This is a genomic window from Rhizobium sp. 05L419, assembly GCF_056397845.1.
Genome location: NZ_JBFTOF010000005.1, coordinates 240,703 through 265,833, shown reverse-complemented (window position 1 = coordinate 265,833; position 25,131 = coordinate 240,703). Strand labels below are relative to the sequence as shown.

19 protein-coding genes and 2 pseudogenes are annotated in these 25,131 nt (G+C 62.9%); 4 read left to right on the top strand and 17 right to left on the bottom strand.

What is annotated here, in order from left to right; genetic code table 11:
- Positions 1-53: 53 nt before the first annotated feature.
- From hemH to AC1DMK_RS09100, 7 genes are all read right to left on the bottom strand, one after another.
- The gene (hemH, locus tag AC1DMK_RS09130; RefSeq protein ID WP_477858490.1) at positions 54-1,091 is read right to left on the bottom strand and encodes a ferrochelatase; all 1,038 of its coding nucleotides are present in this window, start codon (positions 1,089-1,091) and stop codon (positions 54-56) included.
- Between the two features lie 125 nt (positions 1,092-1,216).
- On the bottom strand, positions 1,217-3,088 hold the full coding sequence (locus AC1DMK_RS09125) for a 5'-nucleotidase C-terminal domain-containing protein (RefSeq protein WP_477858489.1): 1,872 nt from the start codon (positions 3,086-3,088) through the stop codon (positions 1,217-1,219).
- Between the two features lie 183 nt (positions 3,089-3,271).
- A complete protein-coding gene (omp10, locus tag AC1DMK_RS09120; protein WP_037069471.1) occupies positions 3,272-3,640 on the bottom strand; it encodes an outer membrane lipoprotein Omp10 in 369 nt (122 codons plus the stop codon).
- A gap of 172 nt (positions 3,641-3,812) precedes the next feature.
- Positions 3,813-5,264 carry a homospermidine synthase gene (locus tag AC1DMK_RS09115; protein WP_037069468.1) on the bottom strand — a complete coding sequence of 484 codons (1,452 nt, stop codon included), beginning with the start codon at positions 5,262-5,264 and terminating at the stop codon, positions 3,813-3,815.
- Positions 5,265-5,402: 138 nt separating this feature from the next.
- Positions 5,403-6,278 (bottom strand): heme-dependent oxidative N-demethylase family protein, encoded by an 876-nt coding sequence (locus AC1DMK_RS09110; RefSeq protein ID WP_477858487.1) that lies wholly within the window; start codon positions 6,276-6,278, stop codon positions 5,403-5,405.
- 9 nt (positions 6,279-6,287) lie between these two features.
- Complete coding sequence (locus tag AC1DMK_RS09105; RefSeq protein WP_477858485.1) at positions 6,288-6,668, bottom strand: nuclear transport factor 2 family protein; 381 nt, start codon at positions 6,666-6,668, stop codon at positions 6,288-6,290.
- 4 nt (positions 6,669-6,672) lie between these two features.
- Positions 6,673-6,957, bottom strand: coding sequence for a YciI family protein (locus tag AC1DMK_RS09100; RefSeq protein WP_477858484.1), 285 nt, complete (start codon positions 6,955-6,957; stop codon positions 6,673-6,675).
- Positions 6,958-7,090: 133 nt separating this feature from the next.
- On the opposite strand from AC1DMK_RS09100, the gene AC1DMK_RS09095 reads away from it, so the two are divergent.
- Positions 7,091-7,996: a GGDEF domain-containing protein gene (locus AC1DMK_RS09095; protein ID WP_477858482.1), complete on the top strand. Its 906-nt coding sequence runs from the start codon at positions 7,091-7,093 to the stop codon at positions 7,994-7,996.
- Here AC1DMK_RS09095 and AC1DMK_RS09090 read toward each other — a convergent pair.
- From AC1DMK_RS09090 to AC1DMK_RS09080, 3 genes are all read right to left on the bottom strand, one after another.
- Entirely contained in the window at positions 7,993-8,619 is a 627-nt protein-coding gene (locus AC1DMK_RS09090) for an aminotransferase class IV family protein (RefSeq protein ID WP_477858480.1), read from the bottom strand. The genes AC1DMK_RS09095 and AC1DMK_RS09090 overlap by 4 nt on opposite strands.
- Positions 8,616-9,794 carry an aminodeoxychorismate synthase component I gene (locus tag AC1DMK_RS09085; RefSeq protein WP_477858478.1) on the bottom strand — a complete coding sequence of 393 codons (1,179 nt, stop codon included), beginning with the start codon at positions 9,792-9,794 and terminating at the stop codon, positions 8,616-8,618. Before AC1DMK_RS09085 ends, AC1DMK_RS09090 begins: the two co-directional genes overlap by 4 nt.
- 430 nt (positions 9,795-10,224) lie before the next feature.
- Positions 10,225-12,078 carry a M3 family oligoendopeptidase gene (locus AC1DMK_RS09080; protein WP_477858476.1) on the bottom strand — a complete coding sequence of 618 codons (1,854 nt, stop codon included), beginning with the start codon at positions 12,076-12,078 and terminating at the stop codon, positions 10,225-10,227.
- A 208-nt stretch (positions 12,079-12,286) separates the two neighbouring features.
- On the opposite strand from AC1DMK_RS09080, the pseudogene AC1DMK_RS09075 reads away from it, so the two are divergent.
- From AC1DMK_RS09075 to AC1DMK_RS09065, 3 genes and pseudogenes are all read left to right on the top strand, one after another.
- A pseudogene (locus AC1DMK_RS09075) lies at positions 12,287-13,541 on the top strand (sigma-54-dependent transcriptional regulator); the annotation flags it as partial.
- Positions 13,542-13,615: 74 nt separating this feature from the next.
- Positions 13,616-13,840, top strand: a pseudogene (locus AC1DMK_RS09070) (helix-turn-helix domain-containing protein); the annotation flags it as partial.
- 178 nt (positions 13,841-14,018) lie between these two features.
- A complete protein-coding gene (locus tag AC1DMK_RS09065) occupies positions 14,019-15,917 on the top strand; it encodes a peptidoglycan L,D-endopeptidase MepK (RefSeq protein WP_477858474.1) in 1,899 nt (632 codons plus the stop codon).
- A gap of 90 nt (positions 15,918-16,007) precedes the next feature.
- On the opposite strand, the gene AC1DMK_RS09060 is transcribed toward AC1DMK_RS09065, so the two are convergent.
- The 7 genes from AC1DMK_RS09060 to ntrB all read right to left on the bottom strand — a co-directional run bounded on the left by AC1DMK_RS09060 (position 16,008) and on the right by ntrB (position 25,104).
- Positions 16,008-16,325: a hypothetical protein gene (locus AC1DMK_RS09060; RefSeq protein ID WP_037069970.1), complete on the bottom strand. Its 318-nt coding sequence runs from the start codon at positions 16,323-16,325 to the stop codon at positions 16,008-16,010.
- Complete coding sequence (cysG, locus tag AC1DMK_RS09055; RefSeq protein ID WP_477858472.1) at positions 16,325-17,824, bottom strand: siroheme synthase CysG; 1,500 nt, start codon at positions 17,822-17,824, stop codon at positions 16,325-16,327. Before cysG ends, AC1DMK_RS09060 begins: the two co-directional genes overlap by 1 nt.
- Positions 17,796-20,453: a nitrate reductase gene (locus AC1DMK_RS09050; protein ID WP_477858470.1), complete on the bottom strand. Its 2,658-nt coding sequence runs from the start codon at positions 20,451-20,453 to the stop codon at positions 17,796-17,798. Before AC1DMK_RS09050 ends, cysG begins: the two co-directional genes overlap by 29 nt.
- Positions 20,454-20,783, bottom strand: a complete 330-nt coding sequence (gene nirD, locus AC1DMK_RS09045) for a nitrite reductase small subunit NirD (protein ID WP_037069423.1) — start codon at positions 20,781-20,783, stop codon at positions 20,454-20,456.
- A gap of 162 nt (positions 20,784-20,945) precedes the next feature.
- Positions 20,946-23,396 carry a nitrite reductase large subunit NirB gene (gene nirB / locus AC1DMK_RS09040; RefSeq protein WP_477858468.1) on the bottom strand — a complete coding sequence of 817 codons (2,451 nt, stop codon included), beginning with the start codon at positions 23,394-23,396 and terminating at the stop codon, positions 20,946-20,948.
- 5 nt (positions 23,397-23,401) lie between these two features.
- Entirely contained in the window at positions 23,402-24,199 is a 798-nt protein-coding gene (locus AC1DMK_RS09035) for an ABC transporter ATP-binding protein (RefSeq protein ID WP_037069417.1), read from the bottom strand.
- 11 nt (positions 24,200-24,210) lie between these two features.
- Entirely contained in the window at positions 24,211-25,104 is an 894-nt protein-coding gene (ntrB, locus tag AC1DMK_RS09030; RefSeq protein ID WP_477858466.1) for a nitrate ABC transporter permease, read from the bottom strand.
- Positions 25,105-25,131 lie beyond the last annotated feature (27 nt).

Sequence of the window (25,131 nt, the reverse complement as noted above, 5' to 3'; positions counted from 1 at the left end):
GCGCGGCAAAACAGCAACCAGCTGAGCCGAGGCTTTCAACACCTCGCCCTCGATCACGCCCAGCCGAGCAGTTCGCGGCGGACGACCTTCTCCAGTACCCGCACCCCATCCTCGCTGTCGTTGAGGCAGGGGATGTGCGTGAACTTGTCGCCGCCGTTCTCAAGGAACGAATGGGCGGCCTGTTCGGCGATTTCCTCCAGCGTCTCCAGACAGTCGGAGACGAAGCCGGGGTTGAGCACGGCGATTTTCTTGACGCCATCCTGCGCCAGCTTCTCCACCGTCTTGTCGGTGTAGGGCTGCAGCCACTCTTCCGGGCCGAAGCGGGACTGGAAGGTGACCATGAATTTCTCCTTGGTCAGGCCGAGCCTTTCGCGCAGCAGCCGGCCGGTCTTCATGCACTGGCAGTGGTAGGGATCGCCCTTCTTGAAATAGGACATCGGGATGCCGTGGAAGGAGGCGAGGATCATCTCCGGTTCCCAGTCCAGCGTCGCCAGATGCGTTGTGATCGAGTTTGCGAGCGCTTCGATGTAGGTTTCGTCGTCGTGATAATCCGGTACCGTGCGCAGCGCCGGTTGCCAGCGCATCTTCAGCAGATGCTGGAAGGCCTTGTCGTTGACGGTTGCGGTCGTTGCCGCTGCATATTGCGGATAGAGCGGGAAGAGCACGATCCGGTCGCAGCCGTCGTCCTTCAGCGCCTGGATGCGCGAGGGGATCGACGGGTTGCCATAGCGCATCGCCCAGTCGACTTTCACGTTCGGCAGGTCCTTCAGGCGCTCCGCCATCATGTCCGACTGGCTGCGCGTGTAGGTGCGAAGGTAGCTTTCGTCCCTGTCCTTGTTCCAGATCAGCTCATAGGCCTTTCCGACCTTGCCCGGACGGGTGTTGAGCACGATGCCGAACAGGATCGGATACCACTTCCAGGGCGACCACTCGATGACGCGCTTGTCGGTGAGGAACTCCTTGAGGTAGCGACGCATGGAGGCGTAGTCGGTGCCATCGGGTGTTCCGAGATTGACGAGCAGGACGCCCACCTTGCCTGATTTCACGGGCGGGTGGTCCGCCGGGAGGTGCGCAGTATCGATGCTTGTCATTTAAACCCCAATGCTCGTCGTCTCTGCCCGGCTCATACGAAGCCGTACGCGGCTGGTTCACCCTATAAGAACAAAAGCCGGCCCGGGAAAGCCCGGGCCGGCTCAGGCACTCGAGACAAATCGTCTTACTTGGTCGGTATCTGCAGCTCCTTGCCGATCGTCAGATGACGGGGCGTCGGCGTGCCGTTGGCCTCAGAGATCTTCTTCCAAAGGGTGCCGTCGCCGTAGAATTGCTTGGCGAGATCCCAGAGCGTGTCGCCGGATGCGATGACATGGCTGGTCGGCGTGTTCGGTGCAGGCGCTGCCGGCGCTTCCGCCACCGGTGCTGCGGCCGGAGCCGCGGGCGTTGCCGTCCCAGGTTCCGACGCCGCCGGCGCTGTCGTTCCCGACGCGGCGACTTCGCTCACGCGACCATCGGTGTAGGGCTTGTAGGGCGAATGCGCTGCGATGTAGTCGGCCGTTACATCGGCGAGATCGGGACCGAAGTCGTAGGCGTTCTTGCCTGCTGTCGCGAAGATCGAATAGCCGTCGCCGCCGGCGCGCATATAGTTGTTGGTGACGACGCCGTAGGTCTTTGTGTCGTCGAGCGGCACGAAGGCATCGCCTTCCCGGGCCTCGACGGACACCAGGCGGCTACCGGCCGGCTTGGTCTTGTCGTAGCTGTACTTGAGGCCGGAGACCTGCGGGAAACGGCCCGCGCCTTCCTCGATCTTGCCGAGGCCGTTCTCAAGTGCCTTGCGGATATCGCCGCCCGTCAGCTGGAATGTCGCCAGCGTGTTCTGGAAGGGAAGGACGGTGATGACTTCGCCCTGGGTGACATCGCCGCCGTCGATCGAGGCGCGCAGGCCGCCGCCGTTCTGGATGGCGATGCTCATGCCCTGGCTCTTGCCGCGGTCGAGCATGGCGTCAGTGACGAGATTGCCCATCGAGCATTCCTCGACGCGGCAAACGGTGCGGTCGCCTTGGATCGGCCCTTCGGACGAACCGATGACCTTCTTGCGCAACTCTTCGATCGGCTTGGCCAACTCGGCGATGCGGGCGGTCATCGCGGGATCGGGCGTGAAGGAGGAATCGATCAGGATCGGATCGCCCTTGGCGCTCTTGACGACGCCGTTATCGTCGAAGTCAACGACGAGATCGCCGAGATACTTGCTGTATGACGCCGCCTGTACGACCGGCACCTTGTAGCCGCCGGGGTTGTCCACCAGCGTGGGGTAGGGACCCTCGGCTTTCGGGTCGGTGTTCGACAGAAGGCTGTGCGAGTGGCCACCGACGACGATATCGACATCCGGGATCTTGGCGATCGCCGAGAGATCGCGCGGATAACCCACGTGGGTGAGCGCGATGATCTTGTTGATACCCTGCTTCTTCAGATCCTCGACGGCTGCCGTGATGGTCTGCACGTCGTCGGCAATCAGGATTTTCGGGCCGGGCGAGGAAATTTCCTCCGTATCGTTGGTTACGGCACCGACGATGCCGATCTTCTGGCCGCCGACGTCAAGCACCAGCGAGGGCTTGATGCGATCGCCGAGCTTGGAGCCGTCTGCGGCAAGCACATTGGCCGAGATGACCGGGAATTTGACCTTGTCGAGGAAGGTCGCCAGGCCGTCCTCGCTGTCGTCGAACTCGTGGTTGCCGACGGTCATGACGTCGAACTTCATGTCGTTCAGGAATTCGGCTTCGGCGGCACCCTTGTAGGTCGTGTAGAAGAGCGAGCCCTGGAAATTGTCACCGGCGTTGAGAAGCAGGACATTCTGGCCGGAGAGCGCTGCACGGCGCTGGTCGATCGCGGTCTTCAGGCGGGCGGCGCCGCCGAAGCATTCCTTCTTGCCTTCCTCCTCGGCCGAGCAGGTGGAATCGAACTTGTTGATCGCCTCGATGCGCGAATGGAAATCGTTGATGTGCAATATATTGAGCTGGTAGTCCGCCAAGGCGGCACTGCTCGACAGCGCCAGCACCGACGCGGTCAGAAGACCGAATTGAAACGACTTCGTCATACTGTTCTCCTGGTTTTGCTGGCAAAGCCTGGACCCCCGCGCTCCGCCGTCCCTACGCTATCGATGTTTCCACTAAGCATTAGTGTCTGCAAGAGAAAAAGCTGTGACAGCGGACGCCGTTTCCAAGGGCGGGAAACAAAAAAGCTCCCGCGAGGGGAGCTTTTTTTAGCGAAGTTGACGCTCTTACATGTGGCGGTTCAGCGTGAACTGCGATCCTGCATCCGAGGTGCAGTTCAGCTGGCTCTGTGTCACCAGAGCGCAGTTGACCTTCGATTGGGTTTTGCGCACCAGCGACGTCATGTTGATCTCAACCAGCGACGGCGAGGTGTTCACGTAGGTGCCGGAGGCGAGCAACTGGTTGCTGTCGGTCGTGCGGGTCGTGAAGGTTCCGGCCTGGAATGTGGAAATAATGCCATTCGGATCCGCCCAGGAGCCTTCCACACCCGACGGTGCCGGATTTGCGGCGACCGGCATCGGGCGCGGCGACGGCGAAACACAGGCTGCAAGAGCCGCGCAGGCGCCGACGAGGACAACGAGGGTTTTGATTTTCATGAGCTTCTCCCGGGGATTTCGGAACGAAAACTATCCGTGTGGTTGCGAAAAACATGGCGCGGGCTGTCGGGGAAGGCAAGGCTCCAGGGGAGCGAGGCGGCATTTTATACAGCAAGCGTTACAAAAATGCCCGCCTTGCGGCGGGCATCTTCGAGGTGGGTTCAGGCAGAGTTCAACGAACGAGGACGTTCTTGAACTGCCACGGATCCTTGGTGTCGATGTCCTCGGCAAACAGGCCCGGACGACCGTCGAGCGGGGTCCAGTCGGTGTAGTGGCCTTCCACCGGTCCGAGATACGGCGTCTGCACTTGGAGGCAGCGCTTGTAGTCGATCTCGTCAGCTTCGACGATGCCGGCCTTCGGGTTTTCGAGGGCCCAGACCATGCCGGCGAGAACGGCGGAGGTCACCTGCAGGCCGGTTGCGTTCTGGTAAGGGGCGATGCGGCGGGTCTCTTCCAGAGACAGGCGCGAGCCGTACCAGTAGGCATTCTTTTCGTGGCCGTAGAGCAGCACGCCGAGTTCGTCGATGCCGTCGACCAGTTCGTCCTCGTCCAGAACGTGGTGGACCGGCTGAGCCGTGCCCCCGTTGCCGAACATCTCATGCAGCGACAGCACCGCGTCATTGGCCGGATGGTAGGCGTAGTGGCAGGTCGGGCGGAAGGTCACTTCGCCGTCCTTGTCGCGCACCGTGAAGTAGTCGGCGATGGAGATGGATTCGTTGTGGGTGACAAGGAAGCCGTATTGCGGGCCGGGCGTCGGGCACCAGGTGCGAACGCGCGTGTTGGCGCCCGGCTGTTCCAGGTAGATCGCCGCCTTGTTGCCCTTCTTGTGCTTCTTGGCGTTCTTCGGCATCCACTCTTCGTGCGTGCCCCAGCCGAGTTCGGCCGGCTGCAGGCCTTCGGAGATGAAGCCTTCGACGGACCATGTGTTCCAGAAGACGTCGAGCGGCTTCGGGTGGATGGTGCGCTGGGTGTCGCGCTCGGCGATGTGAACGCCCTTGACGCCGACCTTCTTCATCAGCTTCGCCCAGCCTTCGCGGTCGTGCTGATCCGGCTCTTCGAACTTCACGCCGATCTCGTTGGCGAGGTTGACGAGCGCCTGCTTGACGAACCAGGAGACCATGCCGGGGTTCGCGCCGCAGGTGGAAACGGCAGTCGCGCCGCCGGGGTTCTTCTTCTTCTCATGGCGAACGGTTTCGCGCAGCGCATAGTTGGTGCGGTCGGCGTTCTTCATGGTCTTGTCGAAATAGAAGCCGAGCCACGGTTCGACGACGGTGTCGATGTAGAGCACGTCGAGCTTGCGGCAGAGCTTCATCAGGTCGAGCGAGCCGGTGTCTACAGACAGGTTGACGCAGAAGCCCTGGCCTTCGCCTTCGGTCAGGAGCGGCTTCAGCAGGTCCTTGTAGTTGTCCTTGGTCACATATTCCTTGATGTGACGGACGCCGTGCTTCTTCAGGATCTCCATGTCGGCGGGCTCTTCGCGCGGGTCGATGACGACCATCCGGCTCTTGTCGAACTTGAAGTGGCGCTCGATCAGCGGCAGCGTGCCGCGGCCGATGGAGCCAAAGCCGATCATAACGATCGGACCGGTAATTTCGGCATATACCGGGTGGGTCTGTTCCGTCATTCTTTTCTCCTGTGGAAGGCGACGAAGGCGATGGGCCTTAAGAATTCATCTGAAATGGTGCAAAATACTGCGAGGTTGAGCGGCTCTAACCACAAATCGCCGTCACAATAAAGAGTGTTCGGGCCGAGAACGCAAATATCAGGCGGGCGAGAACGCGTTCGCCAGCCCGCGCAGCTTGGCCGCAAGCTCGGTTTTCTGCACGGTCAAACCCTTGTAGGCGGTCTGTTGCGGATCCAGGCCATCGAGCTGTGCGGCAAAGCTTGCGGCGAGCGCGGCGGCATTGGGGTGGTGCGCGATCGCGGCAATCGGATCGACGTAGACGCGGATGGTGAAGAGGATGTCGCCCGATCCCGGCAGCTTTCGCAGCGTCTGCCGTTCGACGCGGGCAAAGCGTTCGGCGAGCGTGAAGGCTTCAGCCTGCGGCGCGCGGCGGTGCTTGGAAAGCGGCAGGAAGAGGTCGCCTGTCGTATTGACGGACCAGTTCATTCGCTCGACCGGCTGGGTGACCGAGAGATTGTCGAAGATGCGGGTGATCAGGCCGGCATTGCGGGTGCCTTCGCCGAAGCCCGGCACATCGGCGTGGATCGCCTGCATCGGCCGGCCGAATTTCTCCTGCAGCGACCAGGAGGAGGGGAAGGCCACGAAGCCCGCGACGAGGTGCCAGCCGTCCTTCTTGCGCCGCATGATGACGAGGTCGTCCTGCACGAGCAGGCCGGCCCTCAGCAGTGGAGGAAGACCGCCGGCCATATCATCCTGCGTGTCGCGGCCAAGGTGCGGATGGCGTTCGGCAAGATGCGCTTCCAGCAGATCGAGGGTCTCCCGCTGCGCCGCCTCGGTGCCGTCCTCGGCAACGAAGACCTCGTTTGGGTGGGTGCGGACGAGCATCTGCTTTTCGCCGACATAGCGCGCCCAGTCGGCATCCGGCTCGATCCAGCGTGCAAGATCGAGCGGCAGCAGGCCGATGGTAAAAGGCCTGGCCGAGCCGTCATAGGGCGTGTAGGTCGGAAGCGTCATTGGAGAACTCTACCGCGTCGGGGTCCCCTGATGGAAGACCATGCGCCAACGGCCATCCGCGTCGTGACGCCAGATAGAACTGCGGAGTGATTTGACGGGTTGGGCGTTGGGAACGATACGCTCGGAGCGGTAGGTGGCGAGCACCAGGCAGGGACCCAGCGGCTCGATCTCGAAATCGGTGAGTGCGCGCGAGGTGCCGTCAGCCGGCTCGGAGAGCAGGGCGGCGATGACGTCTTCGAAGGTAAAGAGGCGGCCCGAACTGCCGATTTCGCGGAAGTTGGGCGAGAGCAACGTTTCCAAAGAGGCGCGGGAGTTGCGGACCGACTGGTCGAACAGCCTTTCTTCCAGGCACCTGAGGTGCGGGCGAAGGTCGTCTGTGCCGTCAATCATCAACTCACCCTTTCAAAATATCCAATCCAGCAGCCGTCGTGGTGATGGCGACCTCGGTGATGTCGTATTTTGCAACGCCGTGGATCGTGAAGGGGTCGGCGGCGACGTAGGCTTCGATTTCGGCGCGTTCGCCGACTGCGAAAACCACGCCGCCGGTGCGCGGGACCTTGCGGCCGGAGGCAAGGAACCAGCCCCTGGCATAGCCTTCGCTCACCCAGGCCATATGCGGCTCCATATGCTTGTCGGCTTCTTCGTTCGGCTTCACATAGGTCAGGGCGAGGATGAACATCGCGGTGTTACCTTTCAGGGCGTTTCGTTCCGATACATCTGAGTATTCAATTGTCCCCGAACCATCCATCTTCTTTTTAGGTTTCCGCTCCAAAGTGCGAATCGTCGTTATTCAGCACGCCCGGAACAATCGGATGACCCAGATATCGGAGCGGCTTGCGGAGTTGCAGGAGGATAGTGCCGTCCTGATCGCGCTTTACGATCAGGACGACCGGCTGCGTTATGCAAACGCGGCTTTCCGCTCCACCTTCGCGCTAGAGCCAGACGAGTGCCCTTTTTGGGCAGAGCTTATGCGCCGCAATACCAAGGCGGGAAGAGGCACGATCATTCGTGCAGCCGACTTCGAGACCTGGCTTGTCTCTGCGCAGTCGCGCCGCGGCAAGCTGCCGTTTCGCGCGTTCGAGACCGACGTGACAGAAGGGCGCTGGCTGTGGATGACGGAGACCGTCCAGCGCGACGGATGGATGTTGTGCATCGCCAGCAACATCACGCATCTGAAGGCGAGCGAACGCGACGTCAGGCAGGATCGCGATTTGGCGGTGCGGGCCTCGCAGACAGACGAGCTGACCAGCATTTCCAACCGCCGCTTCATGATGGCGGCGCTGGAGAGCATGGTCCAACGCCCAGCATCGGTGGCTGCATCCGCAGGCTGCATCTGCATTATCGACCTGGATTTCTTCAAGCGCATAAACGACCTTTACGGCCACCAGGTCGGCGACGATGTGCTCGTCGATTTCGCGCGCCGGGTGCATCCGCTCGTCCGTCGCCGAGACAGCTTCGGCCGCATCGGAGGCGAGGAGTTCATGCTGATCCTGCCGGATACGACGCTGTCGCAGGGCGAGCTGATCATTGACCGCATCTTGACGACTGTGCGGGATGCGCGGCCGATCCGTACGGCGCCCGCTTTCTCCTACACCTGCTCTGCCGGCCTTGCCGAACCGCATGCAGGCGAGACGGTGCGCGAACTTTACGCACGGGCCGACGAAGCGCTCTATCATGCCAAGCAGAGCGGTCGCGATCGATTGCGGATCGTCGCCTAGAGGGCAAGGGTGGCGGCGATCAAACCCCGCAGGGAGTTGCCGACGTACAGTCTGCCGGCCCTCAGCTCTTCCAACGAGATGCGGCCGACGCGGGCCCTGCGCTGGCAAATGAGTTCGGTGCGCAGCACGCCTGCAAGCAAGCCGCAGGAAATCGGGGGCGTACGGAGGATGCCCGATCCGTCATCCAGGAAGACCGAGGTAATCGTCCCCTCGCAAACCTCGCCTCGCTCGTTGAGCATGACGACTTCGTCTGCATCCGAAGAAGCGTATTCGGCTCGGGCATTGTCGTAGACGGCCCGCTTGGTCGTCTTCATCCGCAAGAGCTTGTCGTTCGAATCAAGGCGGGTTTTTGCGATGCGCACCGTCCAGGGCGTATCGGCTGGAAGTGGTGCGAAGGGCACGGTGGTGACCTCCATCTGTCCCTGTCGATCCAGCGTCAGGCGGACGCGCAACCCCTGGGAAGCGCCGGTGACAGCTTCGTTGAGTTTCGCGGCCGCCGCTGCCGGCTCGGGAAAGCCGACCCGGCGGGCAGAGCGGGAGAGCCGAGCGAGATGGAGGCGCCAGCGGATGAAGCCGGCGTCCGGCTCGAAGCGCAGCGTTTCGATCAGCGAAAAGTCAGTCACCTCGCGATCCCCTGATCGCCCGCGATCCCCTGATCGCCGATGGCGAAGCGCGCCTTCAGCAGGCACTCTTCGTATTCGGCTTCGGCGGTGGAATCGAAGACGATGCCGCCGCCGACGTTGAAGATCGCCTTGCCGCCCTCGAAAAGGCTGAGAGTGCGGATGGCGACGGAAAAGCGCATGGCGCCATCGGGCGAGATCATACCGATCGCCCCGCAATAGGCATCGCGCGGCGTGTCCTCCAATTCGTGCAGGATCTGCATCGCGCTGATCTTCGGCGCGCCGGTCACCGAACCGCAGGGGAAGAGGGCAGCGAAGATATCGCAAAGCGAGAGATCGGGGAGAAGCCTTGCCCGGACGTGGCTCACCATCTGGTGGACGGTCGGATAAGTCTCGATGTCGAAGAGTTTCGGCACGTCGAGGGTGCCGACCCTGGTGATGCGGGAGATGTCGTTGCGCAGCAGATCGACGATCATGCGGTTTTCGGCCTGCGTCTTGATGTCGTGGCGCATGGCCTCGATGATCCCGGCATCTTCGGCAGCGCTGGCGCCGCGCTTGGCGGTGCCCTTCATCGGATGCGTCTCGATCCAGCCGGTACTGTCGGTGCGGAAGAAGAGCTCGGGTGAGCGGGAGAGGATCACAGGCCCGCCGAGATTGACGAGGGTGCCGTATTTTACCGGCTGACGCTCGATCAGCGACCAGAAGGCGGCGCGGGGATCGCCGCTCCATCGGGCAGTGACGGGCATGGTGAGATTGGCCTGGTAGCAATTGCCCTGTCTAAGGTGCCAGTGCAGGCGGTCGAAGCGCTCTTCATATGTCGGGAAATCCCATGCGGCCTTGGGGGCGGTCAGGAATTCCTCGTTTTCGAGACGCTGCGCCGGTTGGGCAAGCGGATGGCCGTCGGCTTCAGGCGCGTCGAAGACACCGAAGCAGAGGAGCGGGGTCTGCCTGTTTTCCACTGCGAAGGCGGAGAGCTTTTCCTCGAAGAGATACCCGGCCTCATAGGCCATGTAGCCTGCCAGCCATTTGCCCGCAGCCCTGGCTTGCTCCATTCTTGCGAGCGCTGAGAAGAATTCGGCATGCGTCCTCGCGATGATGATCTCGGCCGGTTTGGCGAAGAGCATCACTTGCCCGGAGGTGTCGTCCCGGAAGAGGGCGTAGGGCTGTCTGTCGGTCATGTCGACGCTCGCGCCCCATGCGGCGAGGTTCGCGGTGCGCCACTTCTTTCCTGCGGGGAGAAGAGGCCCTTAGGGCAGATGAGGGGGCGGAGCGGAGCGACGAGCAGCCGCTTGTTCAGCCGAGAGGATGTGCAGTGCGGCCCCGTCATCCGCCCTGGAATCCAGCCACGCCGCATCTGCGCCGTAAATGACGCCATTCGTCGCAAAGTGTTTCCTGCGCCCAAGGACTTGGGCGCACTGGATTCCTGCGACAAGCACAGGCATGAGGGGGAAGGGGGTGCCTTCATTGTTCCTCTTGAACGTTACGCTACGGCGCACGCCGAGCGCTACAGAACTGCTTTCGGCCGGCGTGCCGGCACCTTCTCCCTGGTGGGGAGACGGCACCGGTTGCGCCGCCTTCTCCCTCTTTGGAGAAACCGTTGCTGCCGCCTCAGCCCTTATCTAGCGCTTCCAGCTCGTCGATCAGCCCCTCGATCATCGACAATCCCTGGCTCCAGAACGACGGATCGGTCGCGTCGAGGCCGAAGGGCTTCAGGAGTTCGGCGTGGTGCTTGGTGCCGCCGGCCTTCAGGAGCTCGAAGTACTTGTCCTGGAAGCCCTTGTCAGCTTTCTGGTAGACCGCATAGAGCGAGTTCACCAGGCAGTCGCCGAAGGCATAGGCGTAGACGTAGAAGGGCGAATGGATGAAGTGGGGGATATAGGCCCAGTAGGTCTCGTAGCCCTCGGAAATCCTGATCGCCGGTCCGAGGCTTTCCGACTGAACCGAGAGCCAGAGGTCGCCGATGTCGTCCGAAGTCAGTTCGCCGGCCTTGCGAGCGGTGTGGATCTTGCGCTCGAATTCATAGAAGGCGATCTGGCGCACGACCGTGTTGATCATGTCCTCGACCTTTTGCGCCAGCATCGCCTTGCGCTCGCGCTTGTCCTTGGTCTTGTCGAGCAGCGCCCGGAAGGTCAGCATCTCGCCGAAGACGGACGCGGTTTCGGCAAGCGTCAGCGGCGTCTGGCACATCAGCGCGCCCTGCGCGCCGGCCAGAACCTGATGGACGCCGTGGCCGAGTTCATGCGCAAGCGTCATCACGTCGCGCGGCTTGCCGAGGTAGTTGACGAGCACATAGGGGTGGGCCGAGGGCACCGTCGGGTGGGCGAAGGCGCCCGGGGCCTTGCCGGGGCGCACCGGCGCGTCGATCCACTGTTCGTCGAAGAAGCGCTTGGCGATCGCGGCCATCTCAGGGGCAAAGTTGCCGTAGGCGGATAGCACGGTGTCCCTGGCTTCATCCCAGGAAATAACTGCGCTCGATGTCTCCGGCAGCGGCGCGTTGCGGTCCCAGAACTCCATCTGCTCCATGCCGAGCCACTTGGCCTTCATCTTGTAATAGCGGTGCGAGAGGCGCGGATAAGCCTGCTTGACGGCGGCGGCCAGAGCATCGACGACGTCTCGTTCGACGCGGTTTGCCAGATGCCGTGAGTCGGCGATGTCCTCGAAGCCGCGCCAGCGGTCGGCGATGTCCTTGTCCTTGGCGAGCGTGTTGGTGATGAGGGTAAAGGTGCGCAGGTTCGTCCTGAAGGTCGCGGCAAGCGCCATGGCCGCCTTCCGGCGTACTTCGGGGTCCTTGTCCTGCAACATGTTGAGCGTCACTTCGAGCGACAGCTTCTCGCCGTCGACATCGAACCGCAGCTCTGCCATGGTTTCGTCGAACAGGCGGTTGAAGGCGGCAGCCGACGTCATCGACTTTTCAAGGAAGAGCTGCTCCAGCCTGTCGTCGAGCTGGTAGGGCTTGTCCTGGCGCAGGTCGACCAGCCAGGGGCGATAATGCCCGGCATCGGGATCGCTTGCCATGCACGCGTCGATGACCGCATCGTCGATGCGGTTGAGTTCGAGGGCGAAGAACAGGAGGTGGCCGGAGAAATCGGTGATCTTCGCCTGCACGTCGCCGTAGAGTTTGCCGTTCACCGGGTTGCTGGTATCGGAAAAGTAGGTAAGGCCGGCAAACGAGCCGAGGCGTCCGATGATGTCGTCGAGCGCTTCATATTCCTTGAGCGCCTGGCCGATGCCCTCTGTGCCCGTCCTGGTCGCGGCCTCGGCAAGCTTGCCCTTCCATTTCTCTTCGAAGGCAACCGCAAGTCTGCCGGCCTTGTCCATGTCGGCGACGAAGGCGGTCGATGTGGCGGATGGGTAAAGGTCGTGCAATTTCCAGGTCGGCAGATCGCCCAGCGCGGTATCTGTCGCGGAGGCGGATGAGCTGGCCGAGAAATTAAGATCGGCGCCGGCGAGCGTGTTTTTCATGAGCGGGGTTCCTCTTCCTCTTTTGCGACAGGCTTGACTGTCTATGCGCCTAAAGGCCCGGCATCAAGGGGCTTTAGGCGGCCGGGAAGCTCCGTTTCGAGGCGAATTGGGCTCCATCACAAACGTTAAAATGCGATTATTTCTCAAAACTGGATGTTCAAGCCTTTCTGCGAGAGTGCCTGCAGGTTTCGCATGAAGTGAGGCGGCAATGACCGGTTACAATGAGCTCAAGGGTGCAGCGCAGATACTCGTCGTCGAGGACGATCCAGTACAGCGCCGACTGCTAAAGAACGCGATCGAGCGTCATGGGCACGTCGTCCATCAGGCGGAGAATGGACGCATCGGTCTGGAGATGGTGAAGAGGGCCAGCGGCCTCTACAACGTCATCGTGCTCGACCTGATGATGCCCGAAATGACCGGCCTCGAATTTCTCGAAGCGGTGCATGAATTCGGCACACAAATCCCGGTCATCGTCCAGACCGGGCAGGGCGGGATCGAGACGGTGGTCCAGGCGATGCGCGCCGGTGCCTTCGATTTCGTCGTCAAGCCGGTATCTCCGGAACGCATTGCCAATTCGATATCGAACGCCTTGAAGCTCGACCAGCGCGAAATCAAGGCGCGCACCGGTCGTCGGTCCCGTTCCGGGGCAGTCGGTTTCGACGATATCGTCTCGGCCAGTCCCGCAATGCTACGCGTTATCGATCTTGCCCAGCGCGGGGCACAGTCCAACATCCCGGTGGTGCTGGAAGGCGAATCCGGCGTCGGAAAGGAACTCGTGGCGCGGGCCATCCAGTCCGGCAGCGACCGCTCCGGCAAGCCGTTCGTCACGGTCAATTGCGGCGCCATTCCGCACAATCTCGTCGAGAGCATTCTCTTCGGACATGAGAAGGGCGCCTTCACCGGCGCCACGGAGCGCCACGTCGGCAAGTTCATGGAGGCCGACGGCGGGACCATCTTCCTCGACGAGATCGGCGACCTTCCGCTCGATGTCCAGGTCAAGCTTCTTCGCGCCGTGCAGCAGGGCGAGATCGAGACAGTCGGCGCGCGCACCGCGCACAAGGTCAATGTCCGCCTGATCTCGGCGACCAACAAGGATCTGATCGAAGAGGTCAAGAACGGCCACTTCCGCGAAGACCTGTACTACCGCTTGAACGTGTTCCCGATCACCATCCCGGCGCTGCGCAAGCGCAAGGAGGATATCCCTCATCTGGTGCGTGTTTTCACGGAGCGGTTCTCGACCGAGCAGAAGAACGGTCATCGCATGACGGTCAGTTCCGGCGCGCTGGCGCTGCTCACCGCCTATGACTGGCCAGGCAACATCCGCCAACTCGAGAACGCCATCTTCCGCGCCGTGGTTCTCGCCGACGGACCGGAGCTGACCGAGGCAGATTTCCCGCAGATCGCGGCGCAGTTGCCCGAATACGATGTCGTCGATCATCTCGCGCTGGTCGCCGACAACAGCAGCAGTGCGCGTCTCGGCGAACTTGTGGAGGTGGAATATTCCGCCGCGCATTCGGCCGGCGATCCAGCCTTGTCGCGAATCACCGAGGCGTCTGACAACGCAATTGCCAGCACGAACCCCGCTGGCGAGGTGCGCAAGCTTGCCGATGTCGAAGAGGAATTGATAAGATTCGCCCTTAAATTCTATAGGGGCCAGATGAGTCAAGTGGCCCGAAAACTGGGCATCGGACGATCCACACTCTATAGAAAACTCAAGGATTACGGCATCGATCCCGACAATCCCCAGAAGGATGCGGCCTAACCTGCTACATTAACAATCCGGCAATCATCTTTTGTTACCAATCATAAACCACTTGTTAGTGGCCTGTTCACTATGTAAAGAAAAGGTTGATCACGTGTGGCATTTTTGCCATCGTGTGACCGCATTTCACAGTCAAGGGTCGGGTAGAGGACCATCGGCTGTCTGACGGGGATTGAGTTTGCCGGATCTGAATTGGAACACGAAGCCTTCGCGCCCGACATGGCGCAAGAGGTGCGCAGACCTTTGCGGAAAGGTGGTTAGGACGGCTATGGCCGCCCTTGTCGCAGTCGCTGTTTCGTCGCCTGTGGTGGTGAGCACCCCTTCCCAGGCGGCCGGCGAAACGCGTAGTCTCAAGCTCTATTTCATCCACACCGGCGAGAAGGCCGTCATCACCTACAAGCGCAATGGCCGGTTCGACCCTAAGGGTCTTGAGCAGCTGAACCGCTTCCTTCGCGACTGGCGCAAGAACCAGCCGACAAGGATGGACCCGCGCCTTTTCGACCTCATCTGGGAAGTTTACCGCCAGAGCGGGTCGCGGGACTATATCAACGTCGTTTGCGGCTTCCGCTCGCCGGGCACCAACGCCATGCTGAAGGGTCGTTCGCGCAATTCCGGCGTTGCCGAGAAGAGCCAGCACATGCTTGGCAAGGCAATGGATTTCTTCATTCCTGACGTCAAACTGGCCACTTTGCGCGGGATCGRCATGAAAATGCAGGTCGGCGGTGTTGGATTCTATCCGAAATCGGGTTCGCCCTTCGTGCACATGGATGTCGGCGGCGTACGTGCCTGGCCACGCATGAGCCGTGATGAACTCGTGAGACTGTTCCCGAATGGCAACACGATGCACATCCCTGCGGATGGCCGTCCGCTGCCTGGATATGAGCAGGCCGTTGCCGACTACAAGCGCCGTGTCAGCTCGAACCAGGTGGAGATGGCAAGCTCGGGCGCCTATTCCGGTTCGTCTTCGGACGAGCCACGGAAACACAAGACGCTGTTTGCCGTGCTCTTCGGCGGCGGCGCCGACGAGGCGGAAGATAATTCCGACGATGATAGCGGTGCAGCAGCGGTGGCTGTCGCCAAGGCGACACCGCCCAAGGCGGCCGATATGCCGAACGCCGCCGATCCCGACCAGCAGGCTCCCGCCCAGCCGACCGAGGTCGCAAGCGTCCATGCGCCGATTCCGCAGGTGCGGCCGGCGTTCGCCAATCAACCAGGCGGCAGCGAAGTGGCTAGCGCCCTCGTCGCCCCGCAATCCGGAAATGCAGCGCAACAGGCCCTTTCTGCCGTGACCGATCAGGGTCCGCAGCAGTTTGCCGATCTCAGCGCCTATAGCGTACCGGTTCCTTCGCTGCTCGGACCGCGCCGCTCTGCGGGTGACGCGGAAGTCGCCTCGGCCGATCCGACTGCGATGACGGGGAATCTCGCAGGCGTTCCGACGCCGGCTGAACGCCCGGCGCTTGCCGAGAAGCTTCTCGCTACGGCGAATGCCGACGCGGAAGCGGACGACGACATGGCAGACCAGGAGGATACGCTTTCTCCGGCTGTTGCCGACGCCCTCAACCAGCAGGATACGGCTGGCGACCGTCAGGTCGCATCTAGCCAGCCGCCGGTTTCGAGCGTCGAACAGGCTATTAACGCGGCAATGCCCCAAAAGGTTCCGGCCCAGACGGCGCCGGTGCAAATGGCTGCGCTGGCTCCGGCGACGAGATCGACAGGCTTCGGGGATGGTTTCGACGCGCCCAGGGCATCCGGCGACGCCGGCGTTGCACAGGGCCTGCCCGCCAAGGGTGGCCGCCCGACCAAGCATGAGGCGGCAGAAGCCGATGCCAGCCGGGCAACGGTCAGAACCGAGCCGAAGCTGACAGAGAAGATCATTTCGAAGTGGGCTCTCACCAATTCGCGCATGGAGATGGTAACCAAGCCGGTCAAGGCGCCGCGCTTCGTCAGCCAGACCCTTCGTGCCCAGCCGACCTCGGTCTACGCGGAGGGCTTCACCAAGACGGCCTCCATCGATCCGGGCCGGTTCAGCGGTACCGCCGTAAACTTCATGGAAGTTCGCAAGTTCGAATCGAACTGAGCCACCCGTTGTTGGAACAAAAAAGAACCGCCGGATCGTTCCGGCGGTTTTTTCGTTTGTCCGAGGATGTATGCCTGTTGCGACGTTGCGCTAGAGAGCACCCGCCGGTACGAACTGCAGATAGGCTGCCAGGCTGGCCACTGAAAGGCAGAGGTCCGCGTCATGCGAGGTCGTCCACCTCGCTGCCGCGGCAAGCCCCCCGACCAGGACGATCAGCAGGCCGAGCCAAAGGCCGTTGCCGGCGAAGGCCAATCCCAGCGAGCCGAGACTGATCGCGCTGGCGATCATCGTCTGAGGCGAGGCTGCAACCGATGAATCCGGCTGGACACGAAATATGTTCGCGAACCGGCATGCGCTGAACGCGATCGACAGGACGAGGAGAGCCGGGGCCATCAACTGAAACTGCATCATCCTGCCCTTTCGAATGCCATCGCGGGCTGCGCGAGGTGACTGCCGTCCTGTTCGCTTTGGCGCGCGGCGAGCGCGCTTCCCACGGCGATCAGGACGGGATTGTCGTAGCCGATCTGGCCGATACCGTTAGAGAGAGCAGCAAGGCTGCCGCGCCATACGCGCTCTGCGGTGCGGCTCGCGTCGCTCATGATCACGGCGGGCGTGGCGGGCGAGAGCCCTTCGGCGATCAGTTTTTCTGCGATTGCAGGGGCCGTCCGGCCGCCCATGTAGAAGACCGTCGTCGTCTGCGGATCGGCGACGGTTGCCCAGTTCACATCCACCGGCAGCCCGCCATGACGGGAATGGCCGGTGATGAAGCGGACGGACTGGGCATGATCGCGGTGGGTCAGCGAGATACCCAAACGGGAGGCCATTGCGCTCGCAGCCGTTATGCCGGGGATCACGTCGACCGGAATGTTCTCGCGATCCAGGTGGGCGATCTCTTCGCCGGCGCGGCCGAAGATCATCGGGTCGCCGGATTTCAGGCGGACGACCCGTTTGCCTGCCTTGGCGAGCTTCACCATCATCTCGTTGATGTCTTCCTGGCGGCAGCTGGTGCGGCCGCCGCGTTTGCCCACCAGCAGGCGCTTTGCCTCGCGGCGGGCGAGTTCCAGAACCTCTGGTGAGACGAGATCGTCAAAGAGGATCACATCGGCGGCCTGCAGGGCGCGGACGGCCTTCAGCGTCATCAGTTCCGCATCGCCGGGGCCGGCGCCGACCAGCGTGACGCGGCCACCTGCCAAAGAGTGGGCGGGCGCTTCTCGAAGCCGTTCGGCCTCCTTGAGAAGCAGCCCGCCGACGCCCTCCTGCGGCGTATCGGAACTTGAAAAGGCGCGATCGACGAAACCCTCCCAGAAGGCGCGGCGCATCGGTCCGGACACGAGGCGCTCATTGACAGCCCCCCGCAACGACCGGGCAAGTTCTGCCCAGCCCTTCAGCGCCCGCGGCAACAATGTCTCGATCCTCCGGCGGATCGCCTGTGCCAGGATGGGCGCTGCACCATCGGTCGAGATCGCCACCACGACGGGCGAGCGGTTGACGATCGATCCGAACTGGAACTGGCAGCAATCGGGCTTGTCGATGACGTTGACCGGCACGCCTGCCATGCTGGCGGCGTCGAAAAAGGCCTGCGCTTCGTCGTCCTCGCCACAGTCGGCGATGGCGATTGCCGCGCCGGCGATGATCGACCCGTCCCAGGCCTGCGGATGGTGAATGAATGAGCCTTGTGGATGTTCTGCGCCGCGCAGGATCAGCTTTTCGAACGTGTCGGTCAGTCTCTCTGCATAGACGTGGACGTCCGCGCCGCAGGCCGCGAGAAGCTCGGCCTTCCAGGCCGCCGCATCGGAGCCACCGGCGACGACGACGCGCTTTCCCTCGAGCGCCCAGAAGACCGGGAGCTTGGCGAGCGGCTCCATGCGGGCCGGATTGTCATTCCGCGGCTGCTGCAAGACATCCATCTATGATCCCCCTGATCTCGGCGCGGCAGGAGCCGCAGTTGGTTCCGGCATTGGTTTGCTTGCCGACGGCCTCGACGCTGTGACAGCCGCTGCGCACTGCCGCGACGATCTGGTTGACGCCGACGCTGAGGCAGGAGCAGACGGTTGCGCCTGGATCCGGCTTGTCGGCGCCGGGGCGGCCGGCGACGAGCGCGAAGCGCTTGCGCAGGTCGTCATGACAGGCGGCAAGCTGCGAGATCGCCCAGTTGCGGGCGACCGCGACCGGCTGGCGCGCTAGGAACAGCGCCGCGATCAGGCGCGTGCCATCGAAGAAGGCCAGCCTGAGATCGCCGGATTGCTGGTCGGCGTAACCGAGCGGTTCGATGTTGGCGGGGATTGCGAACGTGTCGCGGCACCAGTTGCACCAGTCTTCGACCGCATGATCGAAGCCAAGCTCCAGCCGCCAGCCGCCCTCTGCCTTTGCCAGTGCCCAATAGGCAGCATCGAGGCGTTGCGGCTTGGCGGCCGAGACGGCAAATCCATAGCGCGCCGGCTTGAAGGGCCGTGCAGCGACGGCAACGTTCTTGGAGGCTGGCTGACCGGAGAACGGATCCGTGACCGGAGCAACGACCGCGTCGATGCGGGCCCGGGCTGCGAACTGATCGTTCCAGTGCATCGGCACGAAGATGCTGCCACGCGCCTGCCGCTCGGTGATGAGCGCGCGCACGATCGATTTCCCGTGCGGGCTTTCGATCTCGACGAGACCGGCATTGCCGACGCCGATCTCGATCGCATCACGGGGATGCAGTTCGCCAAAGGGCTCGGCGATATGGGAGGACAGTCGGGCGCTTTTACCGGTCCGTGTCATCGTGTGCCACTGGTCGCGGATGCGGCCGGTGTTGAGCGTGAAGGGATAGTCGGCATTGGTTCGGTCCGAAGCGGCGGGCTCGACCGCGATGAAGCGTGCCTTGCGATCTGCATGGAAGAAGCCGCCCTTGGCGAAAAAGCGGGTATCGGCCTTCGCGGCGTCTACAGACTGCGGCCACTGGAACGAGGACATCGCATCATAGTTCGCCTCGTCGATGCCGGAATAGGCGCCGATGTCGAAATCGCGGCTGCCGTCGTTTTCGAAGGCGGAGAGCGCCGCGTGCTCTTCGAAGACGGCTGCCGGCGAGGCGAAGGAGAAGGGGCTTGCAAAGCCCATGCGGCGCGCGACTTCGGCAAGTTGCCACCAGTCCGCGCGCGCCTCGCCGGGTGCATCGAGGAAGGGGCGCTGGCGCGAGATGCGGCGTTCGGAGTTGGTGACCGTGCCACTCTTTTCGCCCCAGCCGAGGGAGGGCAGCAGCACGTGGGCGTGGCGTGCGGTGTCTGTTTCCCCGAGGACGTCGGAAACGACGACGAAGGGGCACGCCTTGATGGCAGCCTCGACCGCATCGGCATCGGGCATCGAGACGACGGGGTTGGTCGCCATGATCCACAGCGCCTTGATGCGCCCGTCGGCGACGGCCTTGAACATGTCGACGGCTTTCAGCCCAGGCTTCTGGGCAATGACTGGAGATTGCCAGAAGCGTTGGACGCGGTCGCGGTCATCGGCGCTCTCGATCGCCATGTGGGCGGCGAGCATGTTCGCCAGCCCACCGACCTCGCGGCCGCCCATGGCATTCGGCTGGCCGGTGAGCGAGAAGGGGCCCATGCCGGGCCGGCCGATGCGGCCGGTTGCGAGATGGCAGTTGATGATGGCGTTGACCTTATCCGTGCCCGAGGAGGACTGGTTGACGCCCTGGCTGTAGCAGGTGACGACCTTCTCCGTCGTCGCGAACAGGCGGTAGAATTCGCGGAGCTGCATGGCCGGCAGGCCGGTGCGCTCGAGGATCTCGCTGAAGGAAACCGCCGAGGCCGATGCGAAGGCTTCGGCAAAACCGTTGGTGTATTCGGCCACATAGTTCTGGTCGATGGCATTGTTCGAGATCAGATGCGAGAAGAGCCCGACGAACAGGGCGACATCGCTGTCGGGCCGGATCGCCAGATGCAGGTCGGCGATATCGGCCGTCATCGTGCGGCGCGGATCGATGACGACGACCTTCATGCCGGGGCGGGCAGCCTTTGCCGCCGCCAGCCTTTGATAGATGACAGGGTGACACCAGGCGAGGTTGGAGCCCGTGAGGATCACCAGGTCGGCAAGCTCGATGTCCTCGTAGGTGCCGGGCACGGTGTCGGCTCCGAAGGCGCGGCGGTGGCCGGCGACGGAGGACGACATGCAGAGGCGGGAATTGGTGTCGATGTTGGCCGAACCGATGAAGCCCTTCATCAGCTTGTTGGCGACATAGTAGTCTTCGGTGAGCAACTGGCCGGAGACATAGAAGGCGACTGCATCGGGCCCGTGTTCGGCGATGGCTTGCGAGAAGCTGTTGGCAACGAGATCAAGAGCGTCGTCCCAGCCGGCCCGCCGTCCGGCGATCTCGGGGTGCAGGACGCGTCCGTCGAGGTCGATGGTTTCGGCGAGCGCCGAGCCCTTCGAGCACAAGCGCCCGAAGTTGGCGGGGTGCTCGGGGTCACCTTTGACGGACACCATGCCGTCATCGGTGACCTTGGCGATCACACCGCAGCCGACGCCGCAGTAGGGACAGGTTGTCTTGACCTCTTGCGCCATCTATTCCGCCGCCATCATCAGGCTTTCAAGAGCGATCGAGAGGGCGCCGTCCTCATTGCGCACGGCAATGGTGCGGACTTCGCCCTCGTCGGCGCCGAGTGCCTTGCCGGTTTCCAGCGAGATCACCCAGTTGTGCAGCGGGCAGGTGACCGCCCTGGCGTGGACGATGCCCTGGCTGAGCGGGCCGCCCTTGTGCGGGCAATGGTCCTCGATGGCGAAGACTTCGTTTTCAGCCGTGCGGAAGACGGCGATCTTGCCCTGCGGCGTCTTCACACAGCGTGCGCCGCGCAGCGGAATGTCCGAGATGTTGCCGATTGGATGCCAGTTCATCAAATGTGCTCCTGTTCGTGGCTGAGACCCCTCCCCAACCCCTCCCCACAAGGGGAGGGACTTCCTGCGCCGCACCTTCATCGCTGGATGCGAGACTGTGCCTCCGGTTTTCTCCTCCCTCCTGGAGGAGATGGCCGCCGGCAGGCCAGAGGGTATGAAAACTCACTCCGCAGCCTCGGAATATCCGACTGTCGCCATCGGCTTGAACTCGTGCTTGTCCTTGCCGGAGACGCGTTCCGACCAGGGGTCGACCTGCGCGAAGGTCTGGCTGAAGACGAAACGGTCGTAGTAGCCTTGGCGCTTCTCGGCATCGCCGATGATCTGGCGGCGGATTTCCTCCAGGCCGACGCGCTTGGCCCATTTGTAGATGCGCTCGAGGTAGCGGGCCTGCTCGCGGTACATCTGCGTCAGCGCCACGATATGCTCCAGCGCCTCGTCTTCGGTCCTGACGAGCCCGAGGATCTCGGTGCCCTTGATGTCGAGGCCGGCAGCGCYGGCGAAATGGATCTCGAAGCCGGAGTCCACGCAGATGACGCCGATGTCCTTGCAGGTGGCTTCCGCGCAGTTTCGCGGACATCCCGAGACCGCGAGCTTCAGTTTTGCCGGCGTCCAGGAGCCCCACATGAACTTCTCGATGCGGATGCCGAGGCCGGTCGAATCCTGCGTGCCGAAGCGGCACCAGTCGGAGCCGACGCAGGTTTTCACGGTGCGCAGGCCCTTTGCGTAGGCCTGGCCGGAGACGAAGCCGGCCTTGCCGAGATCGGCCCAGACGGCCGGCAGATCCTCCTTCTCGATGCCGAGCAGGTCGATGCGCTGGCCGCCGGTGACCTTCACCATCGGGATTTCAAACTTGTCGACGACATCGGCGATGGCGCGCAATTCGTTCGAATTGGTGACGCCGCCCCACATGCGCGGCACAACCGAGTAGGTGCCGTCCTTCTGGATGTTGGCGTGGACGCGCTCGTTGATGAAGCGCGACTGGTAATCGTCGGCGTATTCGTCCGGCCAGTCGCTGACGAGGTAGTAGTTCAGTGCCGGCCGACATTTGGCGCAGCCGCAGGAGGTTTTCCATTCGAGCTCCTGCATGACGGCAGGAATGCTCTTCAGGCCCTTGGCCTTGATCAGCCGGCGGACGTCGTCATGGCCGAGCTCGGTGCAGGTGCACATCGGCTGGACGGCGGCCGGGTTGTAGGTGTCGCCCAGCGTCAGCGCCATCAGCTGCTCGACCAGGCCAGTGCACGAGCCGCAGGAGGCGGAGGCCTTGGTGTGGGCGCGGACATCGTCGAGCGACGTCAGGCCCTTGCCCGAGATCGTCGAGGTGATCTTGCCCTTGCATACGCCGTTGCAGCCGCAGATTTCCGCATCATCCGGCAAGGCTGCAACGGCCGCCATAGGGTCCAGCGGCGACCCTCCCTGGTAGGCCTGTCCGAAGATCAGCGTCTCGCGCATCTGCGAGATATCGGTCGCCTTCTTCTTGAGATCGTTGAACCAGGCACCGTCGGCGGTCTCGCCGTAGAGGACGGTGCCGATGATCCTGTTGTCCTTCAGCACGAGGCGCTTGTAGACGCCGGCTGAGGCGTCGCGCAGCACGATCTCCTCGCGGTCGTCGCCGTCGGCGAAATCGCCGAGCGAGTAGAGCTCGATGCCTGTCACCTTGAGCTTCGTCGGCGTATCGGAGTGGACGAAGGCCGCCGAGGTGTCGCCGGAAAGATGCGAGGCGGCGACGCGGGCCATTTCATAGAGCGGCGCGACGAGGCCGTAGACCATGCCGCCGACTTCGGCGCATTCGCCGAGCGACAGAATGCTGCCGTCGGAGGTCCGCATGCCGTCGTCGACGACGATGCCGCGGTTGACCGCAAGGCCGGCGTCCTTTGCGAGGCCGACATTCGGGCGGATGCCGACGGCCATGACGACAAGGCTTGCGGGAATGACGCGGCCGTCATCGAGTTCGATGCCCTCGACCTTGCCATTGCCTATTATCGCCTTGGTGTTGGCCTTGGTGATGACCTTGATGCCGCGCTCCTCGACGGCCTTCTGCAGGAGATAGCCGGCAGCCGGGTCGAGCTGGCGCTCCATCAGCGTCGGCATGACGTGCAGCACGGTGACATCCATGCCGCGCTGGGCAAGGCCGGCCGCGGCTTCGAGGCCGAGCAGACCGCCGCCGATGACGATTGCCTTTTCGCGAGACTGGGCGGCAAGCAACATGGCCTGCACGTCATCGAGGTCGCGGTAGGTGATGACGCCGGGCAGGTCGTTGCCGGGGACTGGGATGATGAAGGGCACGGAGCCGGTGGCAATCACCAATCTGTCGTAGCTCTCGGTAACACCGTGGTCCGAGGTCACGGTCTTGGCGTGGCGGTCGATCGCAACGATCTTGTGGCCCTTGTAGAGTGTGATGCCGTGGTCGATGTACCAGCCATCGCCGTGGATCACGATCTGCTCGTAGGTCTTTTCGCCAGACAGGACCGGCGAGAGCATGATGCGATCGTAGTTGACGCGCGGCTCGGCGTTGAAAATGGTGACCTGGTACCGGCCGGGGGCCCTTTCGAAGAGGTGCTCGAGCATGCGCCCGGGCGCCATGCCGTTGCCGATGATAACGAGTTTCTCGGTCATGTCGGTTACTCCGCGGCTTCGACGAAGCGGTGGCGTTCGTAGAGGAACTTCAGCACGGCTTCGCGGCATTTGAGGTAGGTTCGGTCGGAGGCGAGCTCGATGCGGTTGCGTGGGCGGGCGATCGGGACGTCGAGGACCTCGCCGATCCTGGCGGCCGGGCCGTTGGTCATCATCACGATACGATCGGAGAGCAGAACCGCCTCGTCGACATCGTGGGTGATCATCACCATCGTGTTGCCAAGGCGGGCGTGGATCTCCATCACCGCGTCCTGCAGGTGGGCGCGGGTGAGCGCGTCGAGCGCGCCGAAGGGCTCGTCGAGGAGCAGGATCTTCGGCTCCATCGAGAGTGCGCGGGCGATGCCGACGCGCTGCTTCATGCCGCCGGAGATTTCAGACGGGCGCTTGTCCTTGGCGTGGGCCATCTGGACGAGGTCGAGATTGGCCATGACCCAGTCGTGGCGCTCGGCCCGGGTCTTCGAATTGCTGAAGACCTTGGAGACGGCGAGATTGACGTTCTCGTAGACCGTCAGCCAGGGGAGCAGGCTGTGGTTCTGGAAGACGACGGCCCGCTCGGGGCCGGGGGCGTTGACCTCGCGGTTTTCGAGAAGCACGGCGCCAGCCGAGACCGGCGTCAGTCCGGCGATGAGGTTCAGCAGCGTGGACTTGCCGCAGCCGGAGTGGCCGATGATCGAGACAAATTCACCCTTGGAGAACGTCAGGTTGATGCCCTTCAGCACCTCGGCGCGCGTTCCTGCCCGGTCGAAATACTTGTCGATGTGGTCGAGCTTGAGATAGGCGGTCATGATCGTTCCTCTCAATTGGCCGAAGCGCCGCGGGTGATCAGCTTGCCGACCGCTGCCACCAGCTTGTCGAGCGCGAAGCCGACGACACCGATGTAGGCGAGGGCGACGATGATGTCGGGCAGGCGCGACGAGTTCCACGCATCCCAGATGAAGAAGCCGATACCGACGCCGCCGGTGAGCATCTCGGCTGCGACGATCGCGAGCCAGGAGAGGCCGACGCCGATGCGAAGGCCGGTGAAGATGTAGGGGGCGGCAGAGGGCAGCATGATCTTGAAGAAGAATTCTATCTGGTTCAGGCGCAGCACCTTGGCGACGTTGCGGTAGTCCTGCGGAATGTTGCGCACACCGACGGCGGTGTTGATGATCACAGGCCAGATCGAGGTGATGAAGATCACGAAGATCGCCGAGGGGTTGGCGTTCTGGAACGCCGCCAGCGACAGCGGCAGCCAGGCGAGCGGCGGCACGGTGCGAAGCACCTGAAAGATCGGGTCTAGGCCGCGCATGGCCCAGATCGACTGGCCGATGACGGCGCCGATCACGACGCCCGCGATTGCCGCGAGGCCGAAGCCGTAGGCAACGCGCTGCAGCGAGATCAGCACGCGCCAGCCAAGGCCGATATCTTGCGAGCCGTAGTTGAAGAAGGGGTAGGCGATCAGGTCGTAGCTTTCCTGCCAGACCTGGTGCGGCGACGGCAGGGAAGCGGTGGGCGACGAACAGAGCACCTGCCAGACGACAAGCAGGATCATCAGCACGACGAACGGCGGGACGACGTTGCGGGCGATCGTTGCTGCGATCTTCTTCACGTCGAACCTGGCTGCGGGCCGCTTTGAAAGCGGTAGAATGGTTGCAGTTTTCGACGCAGCTGCGGCCGTCGCAGTCGTTTGTTTCTTGGCCAGGGCGGGCATTGAACGCTCCTCTTACGAATTCAAGAC